We start from the raw sequence: 24,849 nt of genomic DNA on the forward strand, positions 1-24,849 counted from the left end.
CCATTCGGAACCTAATGCTAATTGGCGCCGGCCTCCGACTTCTACCACCGAGTAGGGTAGACCGGTCTACGTGACCTTTATCACATGACACGGAATCGTTCGTGTTGGAAAACCGCGGAATCACGCGGATTGCCGCTGACGCAGCATCAACAGTACGCGTCCACCGGCGGAAATTCGCGCCGATACCGCCCCTAGCATCAATACACACCACCCACCCAACGAAGGGACGAGACATGGGCGATTCTGTGCGGCAGCCGTTGCTTGCTGACCGAGCGACTGACCACGATGCAGCAACAGCTGCACCAACAACTCACCAGGGACTGCTGGCCTGGGTCGAGGAGACTGCCGCGCTGACGCAGCCGGACCGGGTGTATTGGGTCAACGGATCTGTGGAGGAGAACACGCAGCTCACCGACGAGCTGGTCTCCGCAGGCACCTTCAAACGACTCAACCCCGAGCTCTTCCCCAACTCTTTCGCAGCGTTCTCGGACCCGGCCGATGTTGCCCGGGTCGAGGAGCAGACCTTCATCTGCTCGCAGAACGAGCGGGACGCCGGGTTCACCAACAACTGGATGGACCCGGACCAGATGAAGGAGAAGCTGCGCGGCCTGTTTGCCGGCTCCATGCGCGGCAGGACCATGTACGTGATCCCCTTTGTCATGGGCCACCTCGATGCGCAGAGCCCGAAGTTCGGCGTCGAGATCACGGACAGCGCCTACGTGGTTACTTCCATGCGAATCATGGCGACCATCGGGACCAAGGTTCTGGACCGGCTGACCGAACTCGATGCCGAGTTCGTTCCGGCCCTTCATTCAGTGGGTGCGCCGCTGGAGCCCGGGCAGCAGGACGTCGCGTGGCCGTGCAACGAGGAGAAGTGGATTGTGCACTTCCCGGAGGAGCGCTCAATCTGGTCATTCGGATCGGGCTACGGCGGAAACGCGCTGCTCGGCAAGAAGTGCTACGCCCTGCGCATTGCCTCGGTGATGGCGCGCGATGAGGGCTGGCTCGCTGAGCACATGCTCATCCTGAAGCTCACGTCGCCGCAGAACAGGACCTACTACATCTCCGCAGCGTTCCCGTCCGCCTGCGGCAAGACGAACCTCGCACTCCTCGACCCGACCATCGAGGGGTGGAAGGTCGAAACACTCGGGGACGACATCACGTGGATGCGTTTCGGGAAAGAGGGCGAGCTCCGTGCCGTGAATCCGGAGGCAGGGCTGTTCGGTGTGGCACCGGGCACAGGTTGGCACACCAACCCCAATGCCATGCGCGCGATCGCCAAGGGCAATTCCATCTTCACCAATGTGGCGCTGACCGACGACGGCGGTGTCTGGTGGGAGGGCATGACCGAGGAGGTGCCCGCACACCTGACGGACTGGCAGGGCAACGACTGGGCACCCTCATCGGATGACCCGGCTGCCCATCCCAATGCCCGGTTCTGCACGCCGATCGACCAGATCGACATGCTCGCCGAGGAGTTCAACGATCCCGAGGGTGTTGAGCTGTCGGCGATCCTTTTCGGCGGTCGGCGCAAGACCACTGTTCCCCTCGTGACCCAGTCACGCGATTGGACCAACGGCATCTTCATGGGCTCCACCCTGTCGTCGGAGACCACGGCCGCCGCTGCCGGAGCGGTTGGCAGGGTGCGCCGCGATCCGATGGCGATGCTGCCCTTCATTGGGTACGACGCCGGTGATTACCTGAGCCATTGGCTGAGAGTCAGCGGGCAGGCAGATCAGGCGCGGTTGCCGAAGATCTTCCTGGTCAACTGGTTCCGCCGCACAGCGGACGGTGGCTTTGCCTGGCCGGGCTTCGGTGACAATTCCCGGGTGCTCAAGTGGATCATCGAACGGCTCGAGGGCCGGGCCGATGCCGTTGAGACGCCGATCGGGTACGTGCCGGCGCCGGACTCCCTCGATGTGAGCGGGCTGGATCTCACTCCTGAAGACGTTGAGCAGGCGGTCCGGGTGGATGCCGACGAGTGGGCTGCCGAGCTGGAGGGCATCGAGCAGTGGTACCAGCAGTTCGGGGAGTCACTGCCCGCGGAGCTTTCCGGTGAACTGCAGCGGTTGAAGGAGCGGTTCGCGCTCTAGCGGCGGGTAGTGCGTCAGGCGCCGTGTAGCGCGTAACAGCGTGGCCGGTTCTGCCCAAGGCGGAGCCGGCCACGCTGCTTTAAGAAATGGCTTTACTGGCGGATCTGCTCGAGAACCGCAGTGGTGAGGCTTTCGAGGGTCTCAGGCTTCTCGGCTTCCGCATTGAGCCTCAGGAACGGCTCCGTATTGGATGCCCGGAGGTTGAACCACCAGGAACCGTCGTCGGCCGTGAAGGTGAGGCCATCAACCTCATCCACAGTGACGCCGTCGTTCTCGAATTCCTGCCGCACCCGCGCGGTGGCCGCATCGACGTCGTCGAGTCGGGTGTTGATCTCACCGGAGGCGAAGTAGGGCTCGTATTCACGGCCGAGCTCGGACAGCGGCTGGTCCTGCTCGCCGAGCGCGGCGAGTACATGCATGGCTGCGAGCATTCCCGTGTCAGCGTTCCAGAACTCACGGAAGTAGTAGTGAGCCGAGTGTTCGCCGCCGAAGACTGCACCCTCCTCGGCCATCACGGCCTTGATGAAGGAGTGGCCCACGCGCGTGCGCACCGGCCGGCCGCCCTCTGCGCGAACGAGTTCCGGCACGGCCCGTGAGGTGATCAGGTTATGGATGATCACGGGTTCCTGCTCACCCGCAGCCTGCGCCCGGTGTATCTCCCTGCGGGCCACCATACCCGTGACTGCGCTCGGCGACACGGGGTTGCCCTGCTCGTCGATGACAAAGCACCGGTCGGCATCGCCGTCGAAAGCGAGCCCGATGTCCGCGCCGTTACTGACCACGGCACGCTGGAGGTCACGGAGATTTTCCGGTTCCAGGGGATTGGCGGGATGGTTGGGGAACGTGCCGTCCAGCTCGAAGTAGAGCGGGATGATGTCGAACGGCAAAGCGTCAAGGTACTCGGCCCCCAGCACTGCCGGAGTGGTCAGTCCTGCCATGCCGTTGCCGGCATCCACGACAACCTTCAATGGGCGACTGCCCGAGAGGTCCACCAGCAAACGCAGGTACTCGGCGTAGTCCTTCAGGACATCCCGCGAGGACGTGGAGCCACGCCGCTCACCCTCCGGAATGGTGCCTTGGGAAAGGTACTTCTCCGCCAGCTCCCGGATCTCGACAAGACCCGTCTCGGAAGACACCGGGACGGCGTTGGGGCGTGACATCTTCATGCCGTTGTACTGGGCGGGGTTGTGACTGGCTGTAAAGGTGACGCCCGCGGCCTTGTACCTGCCGCTGGCGTAGTAGAGCTCATCGGTGGAAATCAGGCCGAGGAACACCACATCTGCGCCGCGGGTGGTAGCCCCTTCCGCGAAGGCTTCAGAGAACTCGGGGGAGGAAGGGCGCATGTCCCCACCGACCAGCACGGTTTCCCCGGCCAGGTTGAGCACATCAACGAAGGCGGCGCCCACTGCCCGGACGGACTCGGGGGTGATGGTCTCACCGACGATCCCTCGTACGTCGTAGGCCTTGAACGATGCGGACAGATCGATGGTTGTGTTCACGCTGGAAAGTCTAACCGCTTGGCTCCGGCCGTCCGGAGGCTGGGGAGTAGTGGACGACGACGGTTGTCCACATTGCGCCGAAGCCCGCCGGATGCGTCAGTACCAACTGCCATACTGAGGCGCATGGCTGAAACAACCACCCTTCACCAGCAGGCACTCTCCATTCTTCAAACACTCGTGGGGCGTGATGACGCCGCTTTTCATGAGGGCCAGTTCGAGGCGATCGAGGCGCTGGTCAGTGGCGGTCGTCGGGCGCTGGTGGTGCAGCGCACCGGGTGGGGAAAATCCGCCGTGTACTTCGTTGCGAGCCTGCTCCTGCGAGCCAGAGGCGCAGGCCCAACCCTCATTGTGTCGCCGCTGCTCGCGCTGATGCGGGATCAGGTGGCTGCCGCCGAGCGCGCAGGTGTCCGGGCCGCTGCCATCAACTCGGCAAATCAGACAGAGTGGCAGGAGATCACCGCCCGGCTCGACGCGGACCAGCTGGACGTGCTCCTGGTGTCCCCCGAGCGGCTGAACAATCCGGCCTTCCGGGAGAACCAGCTGCCCGAACTCATCCGGCGCACCGGGCTGCTGGTGATCGACGAGGCACACTGCATCTCTGACTGGGGTCATGATTTCCGGCCGGACTACCGGCGCCTCCGCGATCTCATCACCACGCTGCAGCAGGGAGTGCCCGTGCTCGCAACCACGGCCACCGCAAACTCCCGCGTGGTCAAGGACGTCGAAGATCAACTCGGCACCGATGGGACCGCTGTCTACACCCTGCGCGGAGAACTTGCCCGCAAATCGCTGCGGCTCGGGGTGCTGCGCCTTCCCAGCCCCCGCTCGCGGCTCGCGTGGCTCCTGACCCACCTGAACGATCTGCCCGGAAGCGGCATCATCTACACCCTCACCGTCTCCGCAGCTGAAGATACCGCCCGTCTGCTGCGGGAGAGCGGACATTCCGTGCTGGCCTATACCGGCCGAACGGACCCGGCGGATCGGGAAGCGGCGGAGAAAGCGCTCAAGAACAACGAGGTGAAGGCACTGATCGCCACGAGCGCGCTCGGCATGGGCTTCGACAAACCCGATCTCGGGTTCGTGGTACACCTCGGCGCGCCGTCCTCTCCAGTCGCCTATTACCAGCAGGTGGGCAGGGCCGGTCGAGGAACCCCCAACGCGGATGTGCTGCTGCTGCCGGGGAACGAGGACCGCGAGATCTGGGAGTACTTCGCCACTTCGTCCATGCCCGCTGAAGACAAGGCGCAGCGGATCCTGGAGGAACTGGCCGGAGGAACGGTGCTCTCCACCCCGGCACTCGAGGCCCGGGTCGACGTCCGGCGCTCGCCGCTTGAGCTGCTCCTGAAGGTGCTTGATGTGGACGGGGCGGTGCAGAAGGTGACCGGCGGCTGGCAGGCCACCGGGAGGCCCTGGGAGTATGACCGCGAGCGGTACGCCCGCATCTCCGCAGCCCGGGTGCAGGAGCAGAACTCAATGCTCGACTACGAAAATACCGGCGGCTGCCGCATGGAATTCCTCGCCGCTGCACTCGATGATCCGCTGGCTGCGCCATGTGGGCGCTGTGACAACTGTGCCGGGTCCTGGTACTCGGACGAGGTGTCGCATGACGCGTCGGAGAGCGCCGGCAGCGCGCTCGGCAGGGTCGGTGTTCTCCTGGAGCCCAGAGGTCAATGGCCTTCCGGGATGGACAAGCTCAGCGTCCCCGTGAAGGGGCGCATTCCGGCGGAGCAGCAGGTCTCTGCCGGTCGCGCCCTCGCCCGCATGACTGACCTGGGCTGGGGAAACCGGGTACGGGAACTCCTTGCGGACTCCAACGAGGACGCCGCCCTGGACCCGGCAGCCGTGCAGGCCTGTGTGCGTGTGCTCGCAGAATGGCAGTGGGACACCCGGCCCGTGGCGGTAGTCAGCATGCCGTCACGACGGCGGCCTCTGCTGATCCATTCGCTCGCCGAAAGCCTGGCCGGCGTTGGCCGGATCCCCTATCTCGGCGCACTCCAACTGCCGCAGGGATGGCCGAGCGGGAGCTCAGGCGGAAACAGTGCGTTCCGACTCGCATCGGTCTGGGACCGGTTTGCGGTGCCGGACGAAGGCCGTGCCTGGTTCGCGGCGAATCCCGGCCCCGTGCTGCTGGTCGATGATCTGGCGGACAGCCGGTGGAGCCTCACCGTTGCCGGAAGGGCGCTACGGCAGGCGGGAGCCCAGGAGGTGCTTCCCTTTGCCCTCGCGATGAAAGCCTGACAGATCCTGCCAACCCTCCAGGCAAGCGAAAAGGCGCCCCGGTCCTGGACCGGGGCGCCTTTTCGGAACGCGGAGACGGGGGGATTTGAACCCCCGGTAGGCTTTAGGCCCACACTTCATTAGCAGTGAAGCCCATTCGGCCGCTCTGGCACGTCTCCAGCAGCTATTACTAGCCACCCAAGACTACCCAGAACCTCCGGGCAAGAGCAAAATAACGCAGACCTACAGCTGGCCGGTCAATGCTTTCCACACGAACTCGTGGGACATGGCGTGCATGCGCGCCGCCTGGCGGTTGTCCGAAGCCCCGGCATGCCCGCCCTCGAGCGCCTCGTGGAACCACAAATTCTTCACGCCGAGCGACTTCATCCGCGCCGCCATCTTCCGTGCCTGCACTGGACCCACCCGGTCATCGCTCGTGGCGGTCCAGATCAAGGTCTTCGGGTACGTCGTCCCCTCCTGCAGCCGGTGGTACGGCGAGAACGTCTGAACGTACTCCCACTGCTCCGGCTTGTCCGGATCGCCGTACTCGGCAATCCACGAGTAACCGGCGGAAAGCTTGGTGTACCGCTTCATGTCCAGCAGGGGTACACCGCACGAGATCGCGCCGAAGAGGTGCGGATACTGGGTGAGCATGTTGCCCACCAGCAGCCCGCCGTTACTCCTGCCCGTGCAGCCAAGCAGTTCCGGCCGGGTGACCCCGCGGTCCACCAAATCCTGGGCGATCGCGGCGAAATCCTCGTACGCCCGGTGGCGGTTGGCGTGCAGTGCCGCCTGGTGCCAGGCGGGACCATACTCGCCGCCTCCACGGATATTGGCCAGCACGTACACGCCGGATCGGCCATCCTTTGTCCGGCGTTCCAGCCACCCGCGCCCGGTCACGCCGCTGTAGGCGGGCGTCATGGCATGTTCGAATCCTCCGTAGCCGGAGAGCAGCGTTGGGTTGCCTCCGTCGAGCACCAGGTCCCTGGATGCCACCTGGAAGTAGGGGACCCGGGTGCCGTCACTGGATTGCGCGAAGTGCTGCGACACGGCAAAAGAGGACTCATCAAAGTACGACGGCGACTCCTTCACTTCCGCGTGCGCTCCACCGATGGTGCCGCGCACCACCGTGGTGGGGGTGAGGAAGCCGGTGGCAACAAGCCAGTAGTCGTTACCGGCGTCGTCGTCCTCGTCATCGACCGCATACGCATCCACGGAGTGAAGGGGCGGGCAGGCGTCCAGCAGTTCGGTCGACCAGGAGTCGGCGGGATTGAGCACGCGGATCTCCGAAGAAACGTCCCTCAGCAGGTTGAGCAGAAGGTAGTCCCGCGTCCAACTCCAGGACTGCAAGGCAGTGTGCGCATCCGGCTCGAATACGGTCGTCAGCGCGCGGCGTCCGGCGAGGAAGTCCTCGAGAAGGACCGACTGGAGGGAACCACCGCGGTAGGTGGCGCCGTCGAGCTCGAAATCGGTCCGCGGCCGCAGCAGCAGCCACTGGCGGTGCAGTGACACGTTGACGTCATCGGGGACGTCGATGTGTACCCACTCATCCTCGCGGCGCAGGTAGGTACGGCTCGAGTAGAAGTCGACAATATGGGCGGCGATGTCGCGTTCGAAGCCCGGTGTCTGATCGTGGGCCACGGCGGCCATCATGGAGTTCTCGGGGATCTCGAAGTACAGCTGCGCACTTTCCAGCGGCTCCCCGCGGCGGAGCGTCCGCACGGTTCGTGGGTAGGAGCTCGTGGTCATCGATCCGGGTCCAAAGTCCGTCCCGACGTGCAGCGCATCCGGTCCCGCCCAGCTGATCCGGCTCTTCGCCACCGGGATATCGAAGCCGCCCGCCACGAAGGAGCGGTCTGCGAGGTCGTACTCGCGGTACCGCTGCGCGTCCCCGCCGTCGGGCGAGAGCGCGATCAGGGCCCTCCGGTAGGGCTCGCCGTCGGCCGGACGCAGGAACAGCGCGCCGCCCCAGACCCACTCCTGACCCTCCGCTGCCGCCAGCGCATCGACGTCGAGAAGGGTATCCCAGTCCGGAGCATCGGTCAGGTAACTGTCCCAGCTGGTCCGCCGCCACAGCCCCTTCGGGTTTTCCTTGTCCCGCCAGAAGTTGTAGTAGTGCTCACCACGCTTCACGACCATCGGAATCCGGTCGGTGGAGTCGAGCACCTCGAGCAGGCGTTGTTCGTCTGCGAGGAAGGTCTCGTTGACGAGAACCTCCTCAGTCTGCGCATTCTGGCCGCGCACCCACTGGAGGGGTTTCTCCCCGTAGATATCTTCAAGCCAAAGAAATTCGTCGTCACTTGTAGGGATGGGGGCAGGCACGGTGGACGTCATACCGTTATCTTAGGCAACCTGCCACGTGGGTGTCCGGCGGCAGAGTGCGCAGGGTCTGCCCATTGCGTGCGCCACCTGATTGGATAGAGCCATGCATATTGCAGACACCCATGACCTGATCCGTGTGCAGGGTGCGCGGGAGAACAACCTGAAGGACATCAGCGTCGACATTCCCAAACGGCGGCTGACTGTATTCACCGGGGTTTCGGGATCCGGCAAAAGCTCGCTGGTCTTCGCCACGATCGCGGCGGAATCACAGCGGATGATCAACGAGACCTATAGCGCCTTCGTGCAGGGCTTCATGCCCACGCTCGCGCGTCCCGACGTCGATCTGCTCGAGGGGGTCACCACCGCGATCATCGTTGACCAGGAGCGGATGGGCGCCAACCCGCGCTCAACCGTCGGCACGGCCACCGACGCCAACGCCATGCTGCGCATCCTCTTCAGCAGACTCGGATCCCCTTACGTCGGTCCACCCACCGCCTACTCCTTCAACGTTCCCACCCGCAAGGCAAGCGGCGTCATGTCGACGGACAAGGGCGGCCGGGTGGAAAAGAATGTCGTCAGCCAGGCCGTCTACCTGGGTGGAATGTGCCCGCGCTGCGAGGGAATGGGCAACGTCAATGACATCGATCGCACGGCCCTGTACGACGACGCGAAGACGCTCGCCGACGGCGCGCTGACCGTTCCCGGTTACTCGATGGACGGCTGGTACGGCCGGTTGTTCGAGGGGATGGGCCTGCCGATGGACAAGCCGATCGCCACGTTCACGGCGAAGCAGCTCGACACCATGCTGTACGCGGAGCCCACCAAGATCAAGGTTGAAGGAATCAACCTCACCTACGAGGGCATCATCCCGAAGATTCAGAAATCGATGCTGTCCAAGGACCCCGAGGCGATGCAGCCGCACGTGCGCCGGTTCGTCGAACGGGCGGTGACGTTTCAAACCTGCCCGGAATGCAAAGGAACGCGGCTCACCAGGGAAGCGCTCTCCTCCAAGATCAACGGCAAAAACATCGCCGAGCTCTGCGCGATGCAGATCAGCGACCTGGCCGGCTGGCTCCGCGATCTCAGGGAGCCCACGGTGGCGCCCCTCCTCAAAGGGCTGCAGCACCTGCTGGATTCTTTCGCCGACATCGGCCTGGGCTACCTCTCACTCGACCGGCCCGCGGGCACGCTCTCGGGCGGCGAGGCCCAGCGAACCAAGATGATCCGCCACCTCGGTTCCTCACTCACCGACGTGACCTACGTCTTCGACGAGCCGAGCATCGGTCTCCACCCCCACGACATCGAACGGATGAACCGGCTCCTGCTTCAACTGCGGGACAAAGGAAACACGGTGCTCGTCGTGGAACACAAGCCGGAGACCATCACGATCGGCGATCACGTCATCGACCTGGGGCCCGGAGCCGGCACGAAGGGCGGCACACTCTGCTTCGAGGGAACCGTTGAGGGACTGCGGAAATCCGACACCATCACCGGCCGCCACCTTGACGATCGCGCCAGGCTCAAGGAGACCGTCCGATCGTCCGCGCAGGCATTCGAGGTCCGGGGAGCGTCCACGCACAACCTGCAGAACGTGGACGTCGACATTCCACTCGGGGTGCTGTGCGTCGTCACCGGGGTGGCCGGATCCGGCAAAAGCTCGCTGATCCACGGCTCGGTGGCCAAGCGGGACGGCGTCGTGGTCATCGACCAGGGGGCCATCCGCGGGTCACGGAGAAGCAATCCCGCCACCTACACCGGCCTGCTTGAGCCCATCCGCAAGGCCTTCGCCAAAGCGAACGGGGTCAAGCCCGCGCTGTTCAGCTCCAATTCCGAAGGCGCGTGCCCCACCTGCAACGGCGCCGGCGTCATCTACACCGAACTCGGCGTGATGGCCACCATGGAATCCACCTGCGAGGACTGTGAGGGCAAGCGTTTCCAGGCTTCCGTGCTCGAGTACACCCTTGGCGGAATGAACATCGCCGAGGTGCTCGCCATGCCGGTATCCGATGCCACGGCGTTCTTCGGCGAAGGCGATGCGAAGACCCCGGCAGCCCACAAGGTCCTCGACCGGTTGGCCGACGTCGGTCTCGGCTACCTCAGCCTCGGCCAACCGCTCACCACGCTCTCCGGCGGCGAGCGGCAGCGCCTGAAGCTTGCCAGCCAGATGGGTGAAAAGGGTGACATCTACGTTCTCGACGAGCCGACCACCGGTCTGCATTTGGCCGACGTCGAGCAGCTGCTCGGCCTGCTCGACCGGCTCGTCGACTCCGGCAAGTCGGTTCTGGTCATCGAGCACCATCAGGCGGTGATGGCGCACGCCGACTGGATCATCGATCTCGGCCCAGGTGCCGGGCACGACGGCGGCTCCATCGTTTTCGAGGGAACGCCGGCAGACCTGGTGGCGGGCGGCCGTTCCACCCTCACGGGCGAGCATCTGGCCGAGTATGTGGGAAGGACCTGACCCGGTTCGCCGGACAACTGCGCTGAACGGGCCGATGTTGCCCGGCCGATAACCTAGGTGAATGGACATGACGCGGACGGTGACGGTAGCCATCATTGGCGCCGGTCCGCGTGGTACCTCCGTGCTCGAACGCCTGACGGCGAACTGGGCCGCCCTGCCCGTGGGAAATCGGCCGCGAATCACGGTCCACCTGATTGAGCCCTACGAGCCCGGGCCCGGCCATGTGTGGCGTACTGACCAGTCACGGCACTTCCTCATGAACACTCCGGCGCTGTTTCCCACGGTGGTGCCGGTGGGCGAGGCTGCAGCGGAACGGGCGCCATCGCTTGTTCCGCTGTCCTTCGACGACTGGCGGCAGCTGATGGTCGACTCCCCGGATGACCGTCTCAGCGACGATGACCGGAAGGAGCTCCAGTCACTTACCTCCGCTGATTTCCCCAGCCGGGCCCTGTACGGCCGCTACCTGGAATGGATCTACAGCTCGCTGACCGGGACGCTTGGCGCCGGCTTCGAGGTTGTGGTTCACCGGTCCGAGGCACAGCATGTGAAGGCGCTGAATGCGGGCTTCCGGGTGAGGCTCAGCGAGGGCGGCACGGTTGCGAGTGACGCCGTCGTGCTTGCGCTGGGCCACCTACCCGCTCAGCTCAACCCTGAGCAGGAGGCACTGCGCGACGGTGCGGCCCGGCTGGGCCTGCAGTACTGGCCGCCGAACGTGCCCGCTGACGTTGACTGGAACCGGCTGCCGGCGCGCAAGCCGGTGCTGGTGCGCGGGCTCGGCCTGAATTTCTTCGACATCATCACCCACCTCACGGAGGGCAGGGGCGGAACATTCGTTTCCAACGGTCTACCGGCCGGGCGGGCGCTGGACTATCATCCTTCCGGCCGTGAACCACTGGTGGTCGCCGCGTCCCGTCGGGGCACCCCCTACCGCGCCAAGGCAAAGCTGGACAGCTATGTGCCGCGCGGCATCCAGCTCCGCTACTGCACGCCCGCCCGCGCAGGAAGCTTCGCAGCTGACGGAATCCAGCCCGGCTTTGACCACGACCTTTGGCCGCTGGTGCACCGGGATGCTGTTTGGGCCTACTACAGCACCCTGGCGCGCACCGCCGGCTTGCCGGACGCTTTTCTTTCCTCACTCCAGGACGTCCTGGACGGCGCAGATCATGTCTGGCGCCGGAGGCTGGAGGAACTTCTCGATGGGGCAGTGGCTCCCGTTGACCGGCTGGACCTGGAGTCGCTCGCCCGGCCCTTCTGGCGGCACCGGTTCGCGTCCGAAGAGGAATACAACCGTGCCGTGCTCAACTACCTGGAAGAAGATGCCGCCGGTTCCGACCGCGGCGAGGCTGATCCCCTGAAAATGGCGATCGGAGCCATGAACGCCGGACGGTCCGTCATCAAGGAGGTCGTGGCCGACGGTGGGCTGACTGAGGGGTCGTGGACTGCGGAGCTGCGCGGTTGGTTCGAACCACTCGTCGAGGGCCTTGCCAGCGGGCCACCCGCCCTGCGTATCGAGCAGCTGGCAGCACTGGCTCGGGCCGGCATTGTGCACTTTGCCGGCCCCGCACCACGGTTCGAGCTGAACGCTGAGCTCGGCCGGTTCACTGTTTCCTCGCCCTGGGTGGAGGGCCGGAAGTACGACGCCGGCGTCCTCGTCGAGGCGATGATGCCGGCTAACCGCGTGGCCCAGAATCGGTCGGTCCTGCTTCGCAGGCTGCTGGAGGACGGCCTGGTCCGGGCGCGCACCATGATGTCGGAAGATGGCGTGCCGGAAGTATCTCCCGGGATCGACGTCAGCAGGCCGCCGTACCGGGCAATCGGCGCCAATGGCCTGGCGAGGGAGAACCTCTACGTCCTGGGCCTGCAGCTCAGCTCCGTGCAGTGGGGAACGTCGATTGCCGCAGAGGCCGGCGCCTCCCTGGACGCTGGGGGCCGTACGCTGCGGGATGCCGACGACATCGCACGCGCACTCCTCGCCTGAATGGTGCCGCTATCGCGGTGAGTCTTCGGACAACATCGCGATGAACGAAGAAGCGCTCCTCCGTGTTGCGGAGGAGCGCTTCTTCGTTAGTTCACCAAGGCCTTACACCGGCCGCGACGCATGTCTAGCCGCGACGCGCAGCCGCAAGGCACTTGCGGTACTCGGCCATGGCCTTGCCGTAGCTGTTCGGTTTCTCGGCGCCTGGGCCCCGCTCCGGCTTGACCGGGGCGACGCACTCCGCTCCGGCGACCGACTCGACGGTGACCGGCAGGGTCACCGTCGTTCCGGATTCCTTGGCGACCAGAACGATGCTGCCCGCTCCCGGTGTTGCTTTCGGAACAGTGACCGTGACCTGCGCCGCGCCATCCGTGACGGGCGTGGTACCCAGCTCGGTAACCTTGCCGGCGCCGTCGACGAAGCTCGCCGACAGGCTGGTGTTGGTGGGGCTGCCCAGCGACGTCAGGTTCAGCTTTGCAACGTCGAAGGTGACGGTGTCACCAGCCGTGACGGTGCCCGGTGCATCCTTCACGATCACTGAGCGACGGTCGAAGCTCGGTATGAGCGGGCTGTTCGCCTCGATGTAGCTGACCCAGGCATCGCGGTCCACAAGTCCCGAGTCACGGACATCGGTTCCCTGCTGGAAGACGGTGAAGTTGTCACCGCCCTGGGCCAGGAAGCTGACTGTTCCGATCCTGTACTCTGCGGCCGGATCCAACGGGGCCCCGTCAATCGTGACCGACGTGATGCGGGAGCCGGCAGCGAGATCCGGGTTGTAAGTGTAGGACACGTTGTCTGACAGCCCGAGCGCCAGGAAGGACCGGGAGGCGCCTTCCGGCTGCCACTGCTGCTCGAGCATCGTAATGAACTGCTCGCCGGTCAGAGTGACTGTCCACAGGTTGTTGACGAATGGCAGCACCGCATTCGCTTCCGCGTAGGTGATCACGCCATCCTCGCCGTAGTACAGCTCGTTGCGCATGCCGCCGGGATTGATGACGCCGATCTCGGCTCCGCCGCGTTCGGCGGATGAAAGCGACTCCCGCAGGGAATCTGCGACCAGATTGCCGAGCGTCGATTCGGAGAGACGGTCATCGCGCACACCGTTGATAAAGGCGGTGGTGATGTCCGCTGTCACGGAGCCGACGGGCTGGTTGCCGATGACTGCTGCTTCGGCCAGCGCCGCGTCAACGATTGTCTTGACCTCGGCGACCCGCGGATAGGTTGCTACCAGGGCCGCCGAATCAGTGGCCGTGCGTGCAACATTCTGCACCGTGTACGACTCGACCTCTCCGGTGGCGTTATCCACGGTGAGCGTGATGTGACCGATGAACTCACCGTAGGAACCGGTCTGGACAATGGGGCGGGTTTCGCCCTCAGCGCCCGGTACCGGTGCATCCCATGCGTACTGCTTGTGCGTGTGGCCGGTGTAGATGGCGTCCACGAGCGGCGAGGTAGCGGTAACGATGTCAGCGAACGCGCCTCCCGCGGCAACCTCACCCTCAATGGTGGAGCCCTCGACGGCGCCGTCTCCGGCTCCCTCGTGATACTCGGCAATGATGACGTCGGCCAGATCCTGGTCCTCGATCTGCTGCGCCACCCGGTTCACGGCCTCGACGGGATCGCCGAAGTCGAGGTCGGCGATGCCGTCCGGGCTCACCAGTGACGGTGTCTCCTCGGTGACTGCGCCGATGATGGCGACGTCAATCCCGCCCATGTCCACAATCTCGTACTCCTGCAGGGCCGGTGTGGTGGTTCCCTTCTGGTACACGTTGGCGCCCAGGTACGGGAACTCCGCGGCGTCGGCCACGCGGCCGCTCAGGTCAGCGAAACCGGCGTCGAACTCGTGGTTCCCGACAGCCGAAGCGCGGAGGTCCAGAGCGTTGAGGACGTCGATGGTGGGCTGGTCCTGTGCAACCGAGGAGGCGAAGAGTGATGCTCCGATGTTGTCCCCGGCGGAGAGGAACAGCGAGTTCTCCTCGCCGTACTGGGCGCGCAGTTCCTCGACGGTTCCAGCAAACTTCACGGTGTTCGAGTCGATACGCCCGTGGAAGTCGTTGATGCCCATGAGGTTCAGCTCGGTCGTGGTGTCCGTCTGTGCCAGGTTCAGGCCGACGATCACCGGATCGTGGTCACTTGCCCTGAACTGGTTCGGCGCGTAGAAGTCGGTGGCGTTGTAGTTGTAGCGGCTGTACTCGAAAGCTACGGATTCCACCGCGTTGATGTTCCAGACGTCCACGCCGGACACCGTCGCGTCTGCCGCGGGGGAGGCGAGGATATGGTCAAGGGAACCAACGAGTCCGGAGAAGACGTAGGAGTATCCGTCGGTCTTGGCGCCCTGGTTGATGTAGCCGGCGTCGTAGAGAACCTGCATGGGATCCTCGGCCGAATAGGAGTTGAAGTCACCGGCAAGGAAGACCTTGTCGGTCCCGGCGTCAGCCTTCAGCTGTTCAGCGAAGGCGACGAGAGCGTTTGCCTGCTCAATGCGGTCGGCGTTGGATGCACCCTGTCCATCACCTTGGTCCGCGTTCTCGCCGCTGCCCGATCCCTTGGACTTGAAGTGGTTTGCGATGGTGAGGAACTTGGTGGATTCATCACCGCCGACGATGTTGAAGGACTGCGCCAGGGGCTTGCGCGCATTGGAGAATGCCACGTTGTCATCGAGGATGACGGACTGGCCAACTGGCTCCACGACCGCCTTCTTGTAGATAAACGCCGTGCGGATGAAGTCCTCGTTCTCAATGGCGGGCAGCGCATCCGGTGAACGGACGTAGTCCCAGACACCCGGCGCAGCCTCATTGAGGGCGGCCGTCAGCGTGGCGAGGGCAACGTCCCGGTCCTTGCCGAACTTGGCCGAGTTCTCAATCTCTTCGAGGGACACGACGTCGGCGTCAAGCGCGTTGATTGCCGCAACGATCTTCGCTTCCTGGCGCTCCAGGTTCTCCGCATTCGCGGCGCCGCGGGCATCGCAACCGCCGCGGACGGTGACGGGATTGCCGTCGCGGTCCTCGTAGTATGTGCACCCGGTCAGCTGGTCGCCGGTGGTGGTGAAGTAGTTCAGTACGTTGAAGGACGCGATCTTGACGTCGCCGCCAACGTTCTCCGGCGCGTCTGGACGTGAGCCCTCGAACGCGACGGGCTGCACCTCGGCGGCGTTCGCTGCGGTGAGTGCGGTCAGCGGCTGGAACTTCCAGGAGCTGTTGCGGAAATCGAACACAACGGGCGAGGTGAAGGTTGCCGATGAATTGACCCGCACCGGCTGCTCCGGCGTGAGGTAGGGCAGCGGCTGGTCCATGTTGGCGCTGCTGAGGAAATTTGTGGTGGCGCCGTCGTCGAGCTTGACGCGGCGGGCCGCGTTGTCAGCTGCGACAGCAGCATTCTCAGCAGTGCCCGGCGGCGCGATTTCCGTTGGCTGGACCAGGAGAGCGTCCCCTACGGCAAGGGTGAGTTCGCCGTACTGGTTCAGAGCGTAGTTGTCCGAGACCGTGAAGCCGTTGGTCGGCTGGACGAGCATTCCCTCGAGTGCCTCCCGTGCGGCGTCATCGGCCGGGTATGCGACGGAGGCGGTCTTGACTGCCTCTGCAGCCTCAACCGGCTTGGTCATTCCGCCGGCCAGGACGGTGATCTGTGAGAGGCCGAAGAATTCGCCGGCGGTGCCCGTTACCTCGACGAGTTCGCCGACAGCGACGTCCGCAACCGTCGCAGTCGAGTAGATGAAGATGCCGTCGGATGCTGAGTGATCCGCACCCAGATCACCGCCGGTCCCGGCAGTCTGGATGTAGTAGCCGTCGAATCCGCCGGTGGGGTAGGTGGCAGTCACTACGCCGCGGGTGGTGACAACCTGCCCTTCGTACGGCGTTGCTCCGCCGGTGCCCTGAATCTGGTCGATTGGGATCACTTCGCCGGGAGTGGGCGGTTCCGGTTCGGGCTCGGGTTCGGGTTCGGTTCCAGCGGTCTCACCGGCAGCGTTGGTGGGAGTGACGGCGTCGAGCGCGGTGAAGTCCGCGATGTTGTTGTCAGTGTCCACGCCTTCGGCGCGGTTCATCGACAGTGGGTTGCGGGTGCTGCCAGGGCCTTCCTCGCCTGCGGTCTCGAAGGTGTTGGAGTCTCCGTATCCCAGCAGGTCAACTACGCCGGGCACACCCACGACCGTGCCGACAGGCAGCGAGCCGACCGCCGTAGCTTGATCAGACAGGACGATGGTCCCCCTGCTCCCGCTGAAATTCAGCGAGCTCGTGACATCAGCCGCCGGCAGCGCTTCGCCGACGGCGCCATTGCTGGACGCCTGGATGAGGAAGTTTCCGTTTGCCGGAATGCTTCCCTTCAGAGGCGCAACGCCGGTCGGGGCAACAACCCCCGTCGCTGACCGGTACTGAAGCGACCAGCCATCGAGGCTTACTGCGACGTCAGTGGTGTTGACCAGTTCTACGAACTTGTGCGTGAACGGCGCGTTGGCACTGCCCCCGTTAACGTACGCCTCATTGATAACGACGCCGACGGCCGCTTGGGCGTCGACGGTTTCATCTGCGCTGGCTGGCGAGAACGCCATCGGTGAGGCAATCAGCCCGACCGAAAGCGCTGAGCACAGCGCGCCCCTCCACGAATTTTTCATTCGTCCTGTTTCTCCTTGCTTTTGGCCGGATTACGGCCGCGAGTGATGCCCGCTTCGGCACTGTGCCTCGGCGGAACTGGCCACGAAAGTGACAATAGGATCTGCCGGTGACAATCCGGTCGCGGCAAGCCAACCACGCCGCAGTGAACGGGTGGTTACCTCGCGGAGAACAGAGCAGCCGGGTTGAGACCATCAACGGCGTTTCCCATCATCGGCCCGGTGATGTGCCGGACGTCGGCGTACGGAGCATCACCTTTTAGTGATGTAGACCACACCGAACGCCTTGCATATTCAAGCACGACTACTTGCTGTTGGGAACTATTCGTTGGAGCCGCGGAGTGTTCCCGTCGAAGGTGCGCCGCCGGCGCTGCCGACGAGGCAGACCACCGACCGCCCGCCGTCGTCAGTCCATTCCGACTCGACGGGATAGAAATACTGGAGGTCAAGGGCTGACGCGTCGTAGTCCAGGCCGATGAACGCAGCGAATTCGCTGCGGCAGAATTCCTGCGCCTGAGCGTCCGCCTCGCCGAGCCCGGGGTACTCGCCGGCGGGCAGTTCCGTCGTAGCGAACACCTCAAACGGATGGGGCTCCCCGCAGGGCAGCACCTGGAGGTTGGGATCCGCAGCAGTGCCCGAGTCAGCCATGCACTGGCCCTCCTGCAGGTCCCTGGGAGCCACCTCGGAGGCCGCCTGTCTCTCAACCGCCTGAGCGCTTTCCGCCGCCGATGGTTCAGAAGGCTGCGCGCCGTCGTCGTTCCCGGAAGTGCAGCCACCCAACACCGCTGCCGTGCACAAAAGGGCAGCGGGCAGGAAGTATCGCTTCGGGGCAGCGATCATCATTGAAAGGCTCCTCGTCGTTGTCGGCACTTTGGGAGCCTACCCGATGGGATGGGGAGGCCGGGGTGTATGCGAATCGCGCAGGATCCACGGCGGAACCGGCTCCGAAAACAGTTGCACCCCGCCCATCAGGACGGGGTGCAACTGGTGAGCCGGCTCAGCTCGATGCGGAAGGTAAGGGATTCGAACCCTTGAGACGGGGTTACCGTCCACTGGTTTTCAAGACCAGCTCCTTCGGCCGCTCGGACAACCTTCCATACGGGGAATAGTGTTTCATGCAGAGCAGGTTGCACAAAACTCCAGCCAGCAGATTGAGGTCCGGAATGGAAACGATGAAAGCAGTAGTGCTTCGCGACTTCGGCGAGCCGGACGTTCTACAGGTGGCCGACGTCGAACCCCCCAGTCTCCAGGCCGGGGAGGTACTGATCGATGTCGTCGCGGCCGGACTGAACCGGGCCGACGCGCAGCAACGCCGGGGCGTGTACCCGCCGCCTCCCGGTGCTTCTGAATATCCGGGCCTTGAGGTGTCGGGAAGAATAGCCGACGGCGGTGGGTCGGCCTTCCTGCGCGGCGACGCCGTCGTTGCGCTCCTTTCGGGCGGCGGCTACGCCGGGCAGGTCGCTGTGCTTGCCGGTCAGGTGCTGCCCGTACCTGCCGGTGTGGATCTGGTGGCGGCCGCTGCGCTGCCCGAAGTGGCTGCGACGGTGTACTCGAACCTGGTTCTGGTTGCAGGGCTGCGCAGCGGTGAAACGCTTCTCATCCACGGTGCTTCCGGCGGTATCGGCACGATGGCTATCCAGTTTGCGAGGGCACTCGGGGCGCGGACGATCGTGACGGCTGGAACGCCGGAGAAGCTGGACTACGCCCGTTCGCTCGGCGCGGAGGTCTGCGTGAACTACCGGGAGCAGGACTTCGTTGCGGAGGTGGGCGCAGCCACCGAGGGAAGGGGCGCGGACGTGATTCTCGACGTCGTGGGCGCCAAGTACCTCGGACGCAACGTTGAAGCCCTGGCGATGGGAGGCCGCCTCGTGGTCATCGGACTGCAGGGTGGAGTGAAGGCCGAGGTTAACCTCGGTTCCCTCATGGGCAAGCGCGCGTCCGTCACCGGCACCACGCTGCGCTCGCGGCCTGTGGAGGAGAAGTCGGCCATTATGGCGGGGGTGCGTGAGCACGTCTGGCCGCTCATCTCCAACGGGTCCATTTCCGTGCCCGTTGACCGCACGTTCCCTCTTTCGGAAGTTGTGCAGGCGCATCAGTATTTCGACTCCGGGCAGCACACAGGAAAAGTACTCCTGACGCTTTAGTGCCGGTTGTGGAAGCTGCATACTCAGTATGCAATACTGATCCCGTTAGATACTGAGTATGCAAAGGGGGTCCCGTGTCCGTACGCCACAGCTTGCTGGCGCTCCTGCAGGAGCAGCCGCGGTACGGTTACCAGCTCCGCGCTGAGTTCGAGCAGCGAACGGGCTCAACCTGGCCGCTGAACATCGGGCAGGTGTACACAACGCTGGACCGGCTCGAACGCGACGGCCTGGTGACCAACGACGGCGACGACGGCGACGGTCACGTGATCTATCGACTTACCGACAGCGGGGAGGATGAGGTGCGGAACTGGTTCGCGAAGCCGGTCGCCGCCACGAATCCGCCGCGTAACGAGCTGGCCATCAAACTGGCGCTCGCAGTGACCCTTCCTGGGGTCGATGTGCGGGCAGTCATCCAGGCGCAGCGATCCGCATCGATGCGGTCGCTGCAGGATTACACGAAGGTGCGCCGCACAACCGCAGCGCACGATCGGCCGGAGGACACAGCCTGGCTGCTGGTGCTGGATTCCCTGATCTACAGCACCGAAGCCGAGGTCCGGTGGCTGGACCACTGCGAGTCCCGGATGCTTCAACTCAGTAAGCACCATGCCGCCCGGTCCCGTACTCGGGATGTGGGGGAACCCGCGTCCGGGGCCGTGGCGGAGGACAAATCACACATCCATGGGGGAAGAAAATGAGCCAGGTTCTGCAACTTGCCGCGGTTGGGCGGACATACGGAGAGGGTGCCACGTCCGTCGCAGCCCTTCGAAACGTGAATCTCACCATTAGCAAGGGCGAATTCGTGGCGGTAATGGGGCCGTCCGGCTCCGGCAAATCTTCACTGTTGGCGCTCGCCGGAGGACTGGACCGTCCGACGTCGGGCGAGATCTATGTTGAAGGCACGCCGCTGAGCGGTCTGACACTGAATGAGTTGGCGAGACTCCGGCGTCGTGCAGTGGGTTACGTCTTTCAGGATTTCAACCTGGTGCCCACGCTGACAGCCTTGGAAAATGTCTCCCTGCCGCGCGAGCTCGACGGCGTTCCCACCCGAAAGGCACGCAGGCAGGCCAAGGACGCCCTGCGCCTCGTGGGCATCGAGAATCTCGCCGACCGCTTCATGGATGAGATGTCCGGCGGCCAGCAGCAGCGTGTTGCGATCGCACGGGCAATCGTGGGGGACCGGCACCTGATCCTCGCCGACGAACCAACCGGAGCGCTGGACTCTTCAACCGGGGACGAAATCATGGGCGTACTCCGGCACCGGGCTGATGAAGGTTCAGCCGTCATGCTCGTCACACACGAAGCGCGGCACGCTGCATGGGCCGACCGCGTGATCTTCATCCGTGACGGGCGGATTGTCGACGAGTCGCAGGCGGCCAATGACCCGGCAGCCTTATTGGCGCAGAGCGGCCTCTAGCCATGGGTGTTGAAGTCGGCGCCTACAAGGGCGCCCGGAAGCAGGCGTTTCTCATGGCTCTACGGCTGGCCTGGCGGGATGCGAGGAAGCACAAGGGACGCAGTGCCCTGATCGTGGCGCTGATAGCTTTGCCGGTTGCAGGAATGACCATGGTTGCGCTGTTGATCACTAGCTCGCAGATGACCGCACAGGAGCGGATTGACACCGAATTAGGAACGGCGCAGGCAGTGCTCATGCCGGGAGTTGGCGGTGGTTTCGTCCAGATGCCGACTGAGCCGCACTCGGGCGTGCAAGTGTCTGCACCAGACTCAAACTTCGTGGCGCGGACTCCCCTTGAAGCGGCGCCATCCGGCTACAAGAAAATAGTTGAGCAGACAGGTCAGCTGGAGCTCGCCAAGGGAAAAGTGCCGGTCTTCACGCAGATCCGCACCACAGAGCTGTTCGAGCCAGCCTTCTCATCACGCTTCGATCTTGTGGAGGGCTCGCAGGAAGAGAAATCAGACGCGGTGTACCTCAGCACTGCGCTGTCCCTACGAATGGATTTGAGCGTAGGTGATGAGCTGAAGGTCGGTTCTGACTCCTACCCGATTGCTGGAATCATTCGAGAAAAGGGATGGGCCGCTATCGGGGAGATTGTTTATGCCCTGCCCGGACATCCGCTCTCGGAAGCATCTCAGGGAGCGCCGGCGGCGCACGTATACCTGCTGGGAGATAACCCGCTGACGTGGCCGGAAATCAAGGAACTCAACGCTGTCGGCGTTTCGGCGTTGTCCCGGGCAGTCTTACTTGATCCGCCGGACGCGTCAGAAGTCCCCAACTCTGCGATTGACTATCAGACGCAGAGTTTCCTGACGGGAATGGTGGCGATCAGCGTTATTGGCTCACTGGTTCTCGCTGAAGTCGGTCTGCTCGCTGGTGCCGCGTTTGCAGTCGGCGCGAAAGGTCAGCGCAGGATGCTGGCGTTGCTCGCCGCTGCGGGTGGAGAGAAATCGACGATCCGTTTCATTGTCACTGCTTCCGGTGTCGTGCTGGGAGCAATTGGCGTAGTCGTCGGGGCGATTCTTGGAATTGCTGCCGCTGCCGCGTGGGTCGTTTGGCACCTTTCAAACTACTCGCCGGCTTTCCCAGGGTTTCACCTGACCTGGTGGCCAATCGGTATCTTCGCCTGCCTCGGTTTCCTTGCATCCGTCATCGCCGCTTTGGTGCCCGGATCCGCGATCGCTCGTCAGAATGTATTCACTGCAGTGAAATCGGCGCACTCAGCCTCCAGGCCGGCCCGGCGTATTCCGCGTGCTGGCTTGGCTTGTCTGGGCGCTGCGATCGTTTTCGGCGGAACCGGTGTCTGGCTTGCGTTCGCAGCTGCTGACGGCGAAGAGGCTGCGTCGCGTGCGCTGTTCTTCGTTCCGCTCATGGCGCTGGGAACACTCTTCTTCATCTCGGGTTTGCTGGCGTGCACGGGAAGAATTGTGGATCTCATTGCTCGCGCAGCTTCCAGGGCCCCCACATCAGTGCGGATGGCTGCACGGGATGCTTCCCGCAACCGGAGCCGCGCTGTTCCGGCGGTTGCCGCTGTTCTCGCGGCGACCTCGGTTGCTGCGATCGTGATGGTCGGATCAGCAACAGCGGCCTATCAAGCCCAGTTTGGGCAATCCAATAATATTCGAGACCTCCAAGGATCCGTGAGGCTGGTGCACTACAACGAGGAGGACGGGTCACTCAGCTCGATTGACCCCACTCCTGCTGCCGTCGCGGTCGAGAAGGTGATGGGGAGCGTCGGTGAGGCGACCGTCGTGAGTGGAGTCGAGCATTCATGCCCGCTCGATGGAGAGTGCACTTATCGAAGGCTGGAGCTACCAGCCGCGAATACGTGTGCAGTACGGATCGCCGAAGAAACTGCAGATCCGGCTACGTGCCGCGATCCCTTCAATGGTGGCAACGCGGGCTTGCCCCAGTTTGTTGCCGATGATGTTGAGGCCGTCACAGCGATTTTCGGGCACGCCCCCTCGCAAGAGGTGGTCACTGCGCTGAAGTCCGGCAAGATGGTGGTTCTAAACCCAGCGTGGATCGAGGGCGGCCACGTAACCATCCTTGAAGAATGGTGGGATCCGGAGACTGGGAAGCCTGGTGAGACCGAACGAATCCGGGTGGAGGCAGTTGCTGCTACCGGAGCACCCAATCTCGGGTTGGAAGGGATCATCTCGCCTTCCACCGCCGAGGGTCTGGGGTTCGAGATCCAGGAGAGCTTCGTCGTTATGGACCTGCCGCGGCAGCCCACCAACGCCATCGCGGATGAAATCAACGCGGAGCTCATCGAAACCATGGGTTACCAATCAACATTCATGTTCCAGTTTCCAGGTCCACCTGTCGAGGAAATCCTGTGGGCTATTTGCGGCATTGCCGCTTTGGTGGCGCTGACCTCGGCTGCGATCACGGCCGGACTCGCGCTCGCCGACGGTCGCAGTGACCACGTCACCCTCGCCGGAATCGGTGCCGCACCGGCGCTGCGCAAGCGGCTGGCGGCTGCACAGACAGCGCTCGGCGCGAGCCTTGGCGTCGTTCTTGGCATGGTGGGAGGTCTGGTTCCTGCCGCCGCTGTTTTAGCGGCGGTGCCGCAGTACCAGCTCATCATCCCCTGGCCCCAGCTTCTGGCGCTTGTGGTGCTTGTTCCGCTGATTGGAGCCGGTTCTGCCTGGCTTTTCACCCGCGCCAGGCTCCCCATGACACGCAGGGCGCTCCTTGAGTAGATGCGCTGCTAGGCGCACCCGCGACACTAAGGCTGCTTTGTGGATTCCGGGCGGTGTGACAAGCTAGCTTCCACCTGAATTCCAAGGAGGAACCATGGCCAAGCACAGGGCAGACGGCGAGCCGGACGGCGCATCGCACGGCAAGGACGAGGAGTCCGGTCTGGAGCGTGCCGCCGAGAGCTGGACAGAAAACCTTGCCGACCAGGTGAATGACGGCGTGAAGAACAATCCCCGCGACACCGCCAATGACGGGCCCGATCCCCGGACGGACACCCACTCCAGCCTCAGCGAGGGATCCAACTCCCGTGATGGCCGGGACGATCCCTCGCACTGAACGCCGAAATTCAGCGCAGATAACGCGGGTCCGGCCGGCTCGGACCCGCCTTATGTGCGCAAAACCTCCTAGCGCCCGCGAACTGCGCGTGATTTGCTGGGGTGATGACCGAGAACCTTCCAGAACACCTTCGTGAAGACATTGGCGCGCCCGGCCCCGGCGCCGAATCCGAGGACGAGCACTTGCGTGAAGACGTCAACGCTCCCTCGGAAGAAAATGACGGCGGCCCCGAGTTCTCCGAAGGCCACTTCACCTCCGGGCAGCTCAACGCCGGGCAGCGCGTTCCGGGCGTGAGTCCCGGGGGCGAGTACAAGGAGGGCCGTGAGGAAGAGCTCGCGCACAGGGACGAGACCGACTGACACGCTTCCGGTTCCGCGCCACATGAGAGCATAAACCTATGACCCAACAGCAGCCCGAGAACCTCGACGGCACCCCCGCGCCCGCGGCGAAGGAGAGCCAGATCCTGTCAGGAGAGCTGGACGCGGGACGTGGCCTTCCGGAACAGAACGACGACGGCGGCTCCCGCAGTGATAAGGCGCAGGGCACCAAACTGACTGAGCTGGTGGACGAGCCCGCCAAGGTCATGCGCATCGGCACCATGCTCAAGCAGTTACTTGAGGAGGTGCGCAGCGCTCCTCTCGATGATGCCGGGCGCAGCCGCCTCGCCGAGATTCATGAGCGTTCCATGCGTGAGCTTGAGGACGGACTTGCACCGGAACTGGTCGAGGAGCTGCACCGGATCAACTTGCCGTTCACGGATGACGTGGTTCCTACAGACGCTGAGCTCCGCGTTGCGCAGGCGCAGCTGGTGGGATGGCTCGAAGGTCTGTTCCACGGTATCCAGACCGCGCTTGCCGCTCAGCAGATGGCCAACCAGCAGCTGGCTGCGCAACTTCAGTTGAAGCAACTGCCACCCGGCACCGTTCTTGCTCCGGGGGTCGTGGTCGGCGACGACGGTGAACCGAAGCGCGCTCCCGGAGCCCGGCCCGGTCCCGCGCAGACACCGGACACCCACGGTCCGGGCCAGTACCTCTAAACGC

15 protein-coding genes and 2 tRNA genes are annotated in these 24,849 nt (G+C 64.2%); 11 read left to right on the forward strand and 6 right to left on the reverse strand.

Annotated features, from left to right (window positions below; translation table 11 throughout):
• Positions 1-233: 233 nt before the first annotated feature.
• The gene (locus JOD47_RS10700; RefSeq protein WP_204534171.1) at positions 234-2,093 is read left to right on the forward strand and encodes a phosphoenolpyruvate carboxykinase (GTP); all 1,860 of its coding nucleotides are present in this window, start codon (positions 234-236) and stop codon (positions 2,091-2,093) included.
• A gap of 92 nt (positions 2,094-2,185) precedes the next feature.
• Here the strand turns inward: JOD47_RS10700 and JOD47_RS10705 are convergent, their stop codons facing one another.
• Complete coding sequence (locus JOD47_RS10705; protein ID WP_204534173.1) at positions 2,186-3,592, reverse strand: phosphomannomutase/phosphoglucomutase; 1,407 nt, start codon at positions 3,590-3,592, stop codon at positions 2,186-2,188.
• A 123-nt stretch (positions 3,593-3,715) separates the two neighbouring features.
• On the opposite strand from JOD47_RS10705, the gene JOD47_RS10710 reads away from it, so the two are divergent.
• A complete protein-coding gene (locus tag JOD47_RS10710) occupies positions 3,716-5,830 on the forward strand; it encodes a RecQ family ATP-dependent DNA helicase (protein ID WP_204534175.1) in 2,115 nt (704 codons plus the stop codon).
• 70 nt (positions 5,831-5,900) lie between these two features.
• On the opposite strand, the gene JOD47_RS10715 is transcribed toward JOD47_RS10710, so the two are convergent.
• Both JOD47_RS10715 and JOD47_RS10720 read right to left on the reverse strand, forming a co-directional pair.
• Positions 5,901-5,988 (reverse strand) — tRNA-Ser (locus JOD47_RS10715).
• A 64-nt stretch (positions 5,989-6,052) separates the two neighbouring features.
• Positions 6,053-8,143: a prolyl oligopeptidase family serine peptidase gene (locus JOD47_RS10720; RefSeq protein ID WP_204534177.1), complete on the reverse strand. Its 2,091-nt coding sequence runs from the start codon at positions 8,141-8,143 to the stop codon at positions 6,053-6,055.
• Positions 8,144-8,234: 91 nt separating this feature from the next.
• Between JOD47_RS10720 and JOD47_RS10725 the strand changes: the two genes are divergently transcribed.
• Positions 8,235-10,592, forward strand: a complete 2,358-nt coding sequence (locus JOD47_RS10725) for an ATP-binding cassette domain-containing protein (RefSeq protein WP_204534179.1) — start codon at positions 8,235-8,237, stop codon at positions 10,590-10,592.
• A 61-nt stretch (positions 10,593-10,653) separates the two neighbouring features.
• Complete coding sequence (locus tag JOD47_RS10730) at positions 10,654-12,570, forward strand: FAD/NAD(P)-binding protein (RefSeq protein ID WP_204534181.1); 1,917 nt, start codon at positions 10,654-10,656, stop codon at positions 12,568-12,570.
• A 124-nt stretch (positions 12,571-12,694) separates the two neighbouring features.
• Here the strand turns inward: JOD47_RS10730 and JOD47_RS10735 are convergent, their stop codons facing one another.
• From JOD47_RS10735 to JOD47_RS10745, 3 genes are all read right to left on the reverse strand, one after another.
• On the reverse strand, positions 12,695-17,176 hold the full coding sequence (locus JOD47_RS10735; RefSeq protein ID WP_204534183.1) for an ExeM/NucH family extracellular endonuclease: 4,482 nt from the start codon (positions 17,174-17,176) through the stop codon (positions 12,695-12,697).
• A 318-nt stretch (positions 17,177-17,494) separates the two neighbouring features.
• Positions 17,495-18,016, reverse strand: a complete 522-nt coding sequence (locus JOD47_RS10740; protein ID WP_204534185.1) for a septum formation family protein — start codon at positions 18,014-18,016, stop codon at positions 17,495-17,497.
• Between the two features lie 165 nt (positions 18,017-18,181).
• Positions 18,182-18,269: transfer RNA gene (locus tag JOD47_RS10745), tRNA-Ser, on the reverse strand.
• 76 nt (positions 18,270-18,345) lie between these two features.
• Between JOD47_RS10745 and JOD47_RS10750 the strand changes: the two genes are divergently transcribed.
• From JOD47_RS10750 to JOD47_RS10780, 7 genes are all read left to right on the forward strand, one after another.
• Complete coding sequence (locus tag JOD47_RS10750; RefSeq protein WP_204536626.1) at positions 18,346-19,317, forward strand: NAD(P)H-quinone oxidoreductase; 972 nt, start codon at positions 18,346-18,348, stop codon at positions 19,315-19,317.
• A 74-nt stretch (positions 19,318-19,391) separates the two neighbouring features.
• The gene (locus JOD47_RS10755) at positions 19,392-20,012 is read left to right on the forward strand and encodes a PadR family transcriptional regulator (protein ID WP_204534187.1); all 621 of its coding nucleotides are present in this window, start codon (positions 19,392-19,394) and stop codon (positions 20,010-20,012) included.
• Positions 20,009-20,731 carry an ABC transporter ATP-binding protein gene (locus JOD47_RS10760; protein ID WP_204534189.1) on the forward strand — a complete coding sequence of 241 codons (723 nt, stop codon included), beginning with the start codon at positions 20,009-20,011 and terminating at the stop codon, positions 20,729-20,731. Before JOD47_RS10755 ends, JOD47_RS10760 begins: the two co-directional genes overlap by 4 nt.
• A 2-nt stretch (positions 20,732-20,733) precedes the next feature.
• On the forward strand, positions 20,734-23,475 hold the full coding sequence (locus JOD47_RS10765) for an FtsX-like permease family protein (protein ID WP_204534192.1): 2,742 nt from the start codon (positions 20,734-20,736) through the stop codon (positions 23,473-23,475).
• A 94-nt stretch (positions 23,476-23,569) separates the two neighbouring features.
• The gene (locus JOD47_RS10770) at positions 23,570-23,809 is read left to right on the forward strand and encodes a hypothetical protein (RefSeq protein ID WP_204534193.1); all 240 of its coding nucleotides are present in this window, start codon (positions 23,570-23,572) and stop codon (positions 23,807-23,809) included.
• 104 nt (positions 23,810-23,913) lie between these two features.
• Complete coding sequence (locus JOD47_RS10775; protein WP_204534195.1) at positions 23,914-24,168, forward strand: hypothetical protein; 255 nt, start codon at positions 23,914-23,916, stop codon at positions 24,166-24,168.
• A 38-nt stretch (positions 24,169-24,206) separates the two neighbouring features.
• Complete coding sequence (locus JOD47_RS10780) at positions 24,207-24,845, forward strand: bacterial proteasome activator family protein (protein WP_204534197.1); 639 nt, start codon at positions 24,207-24,209, stop codon at positions 24,843-24,845.
• Positions 24,846-24,849: the final 4 nt, after the last annotated feature.

The organism is Arthrobacter tumbae, from assembly GCF_016907495.1.
GTDB lineage: Bacteria > Actinomycetota > Actinomycetes > Actinomycetales > Micrococcaceae > Arthrobacter_D > Arthrobacter_D tumbae.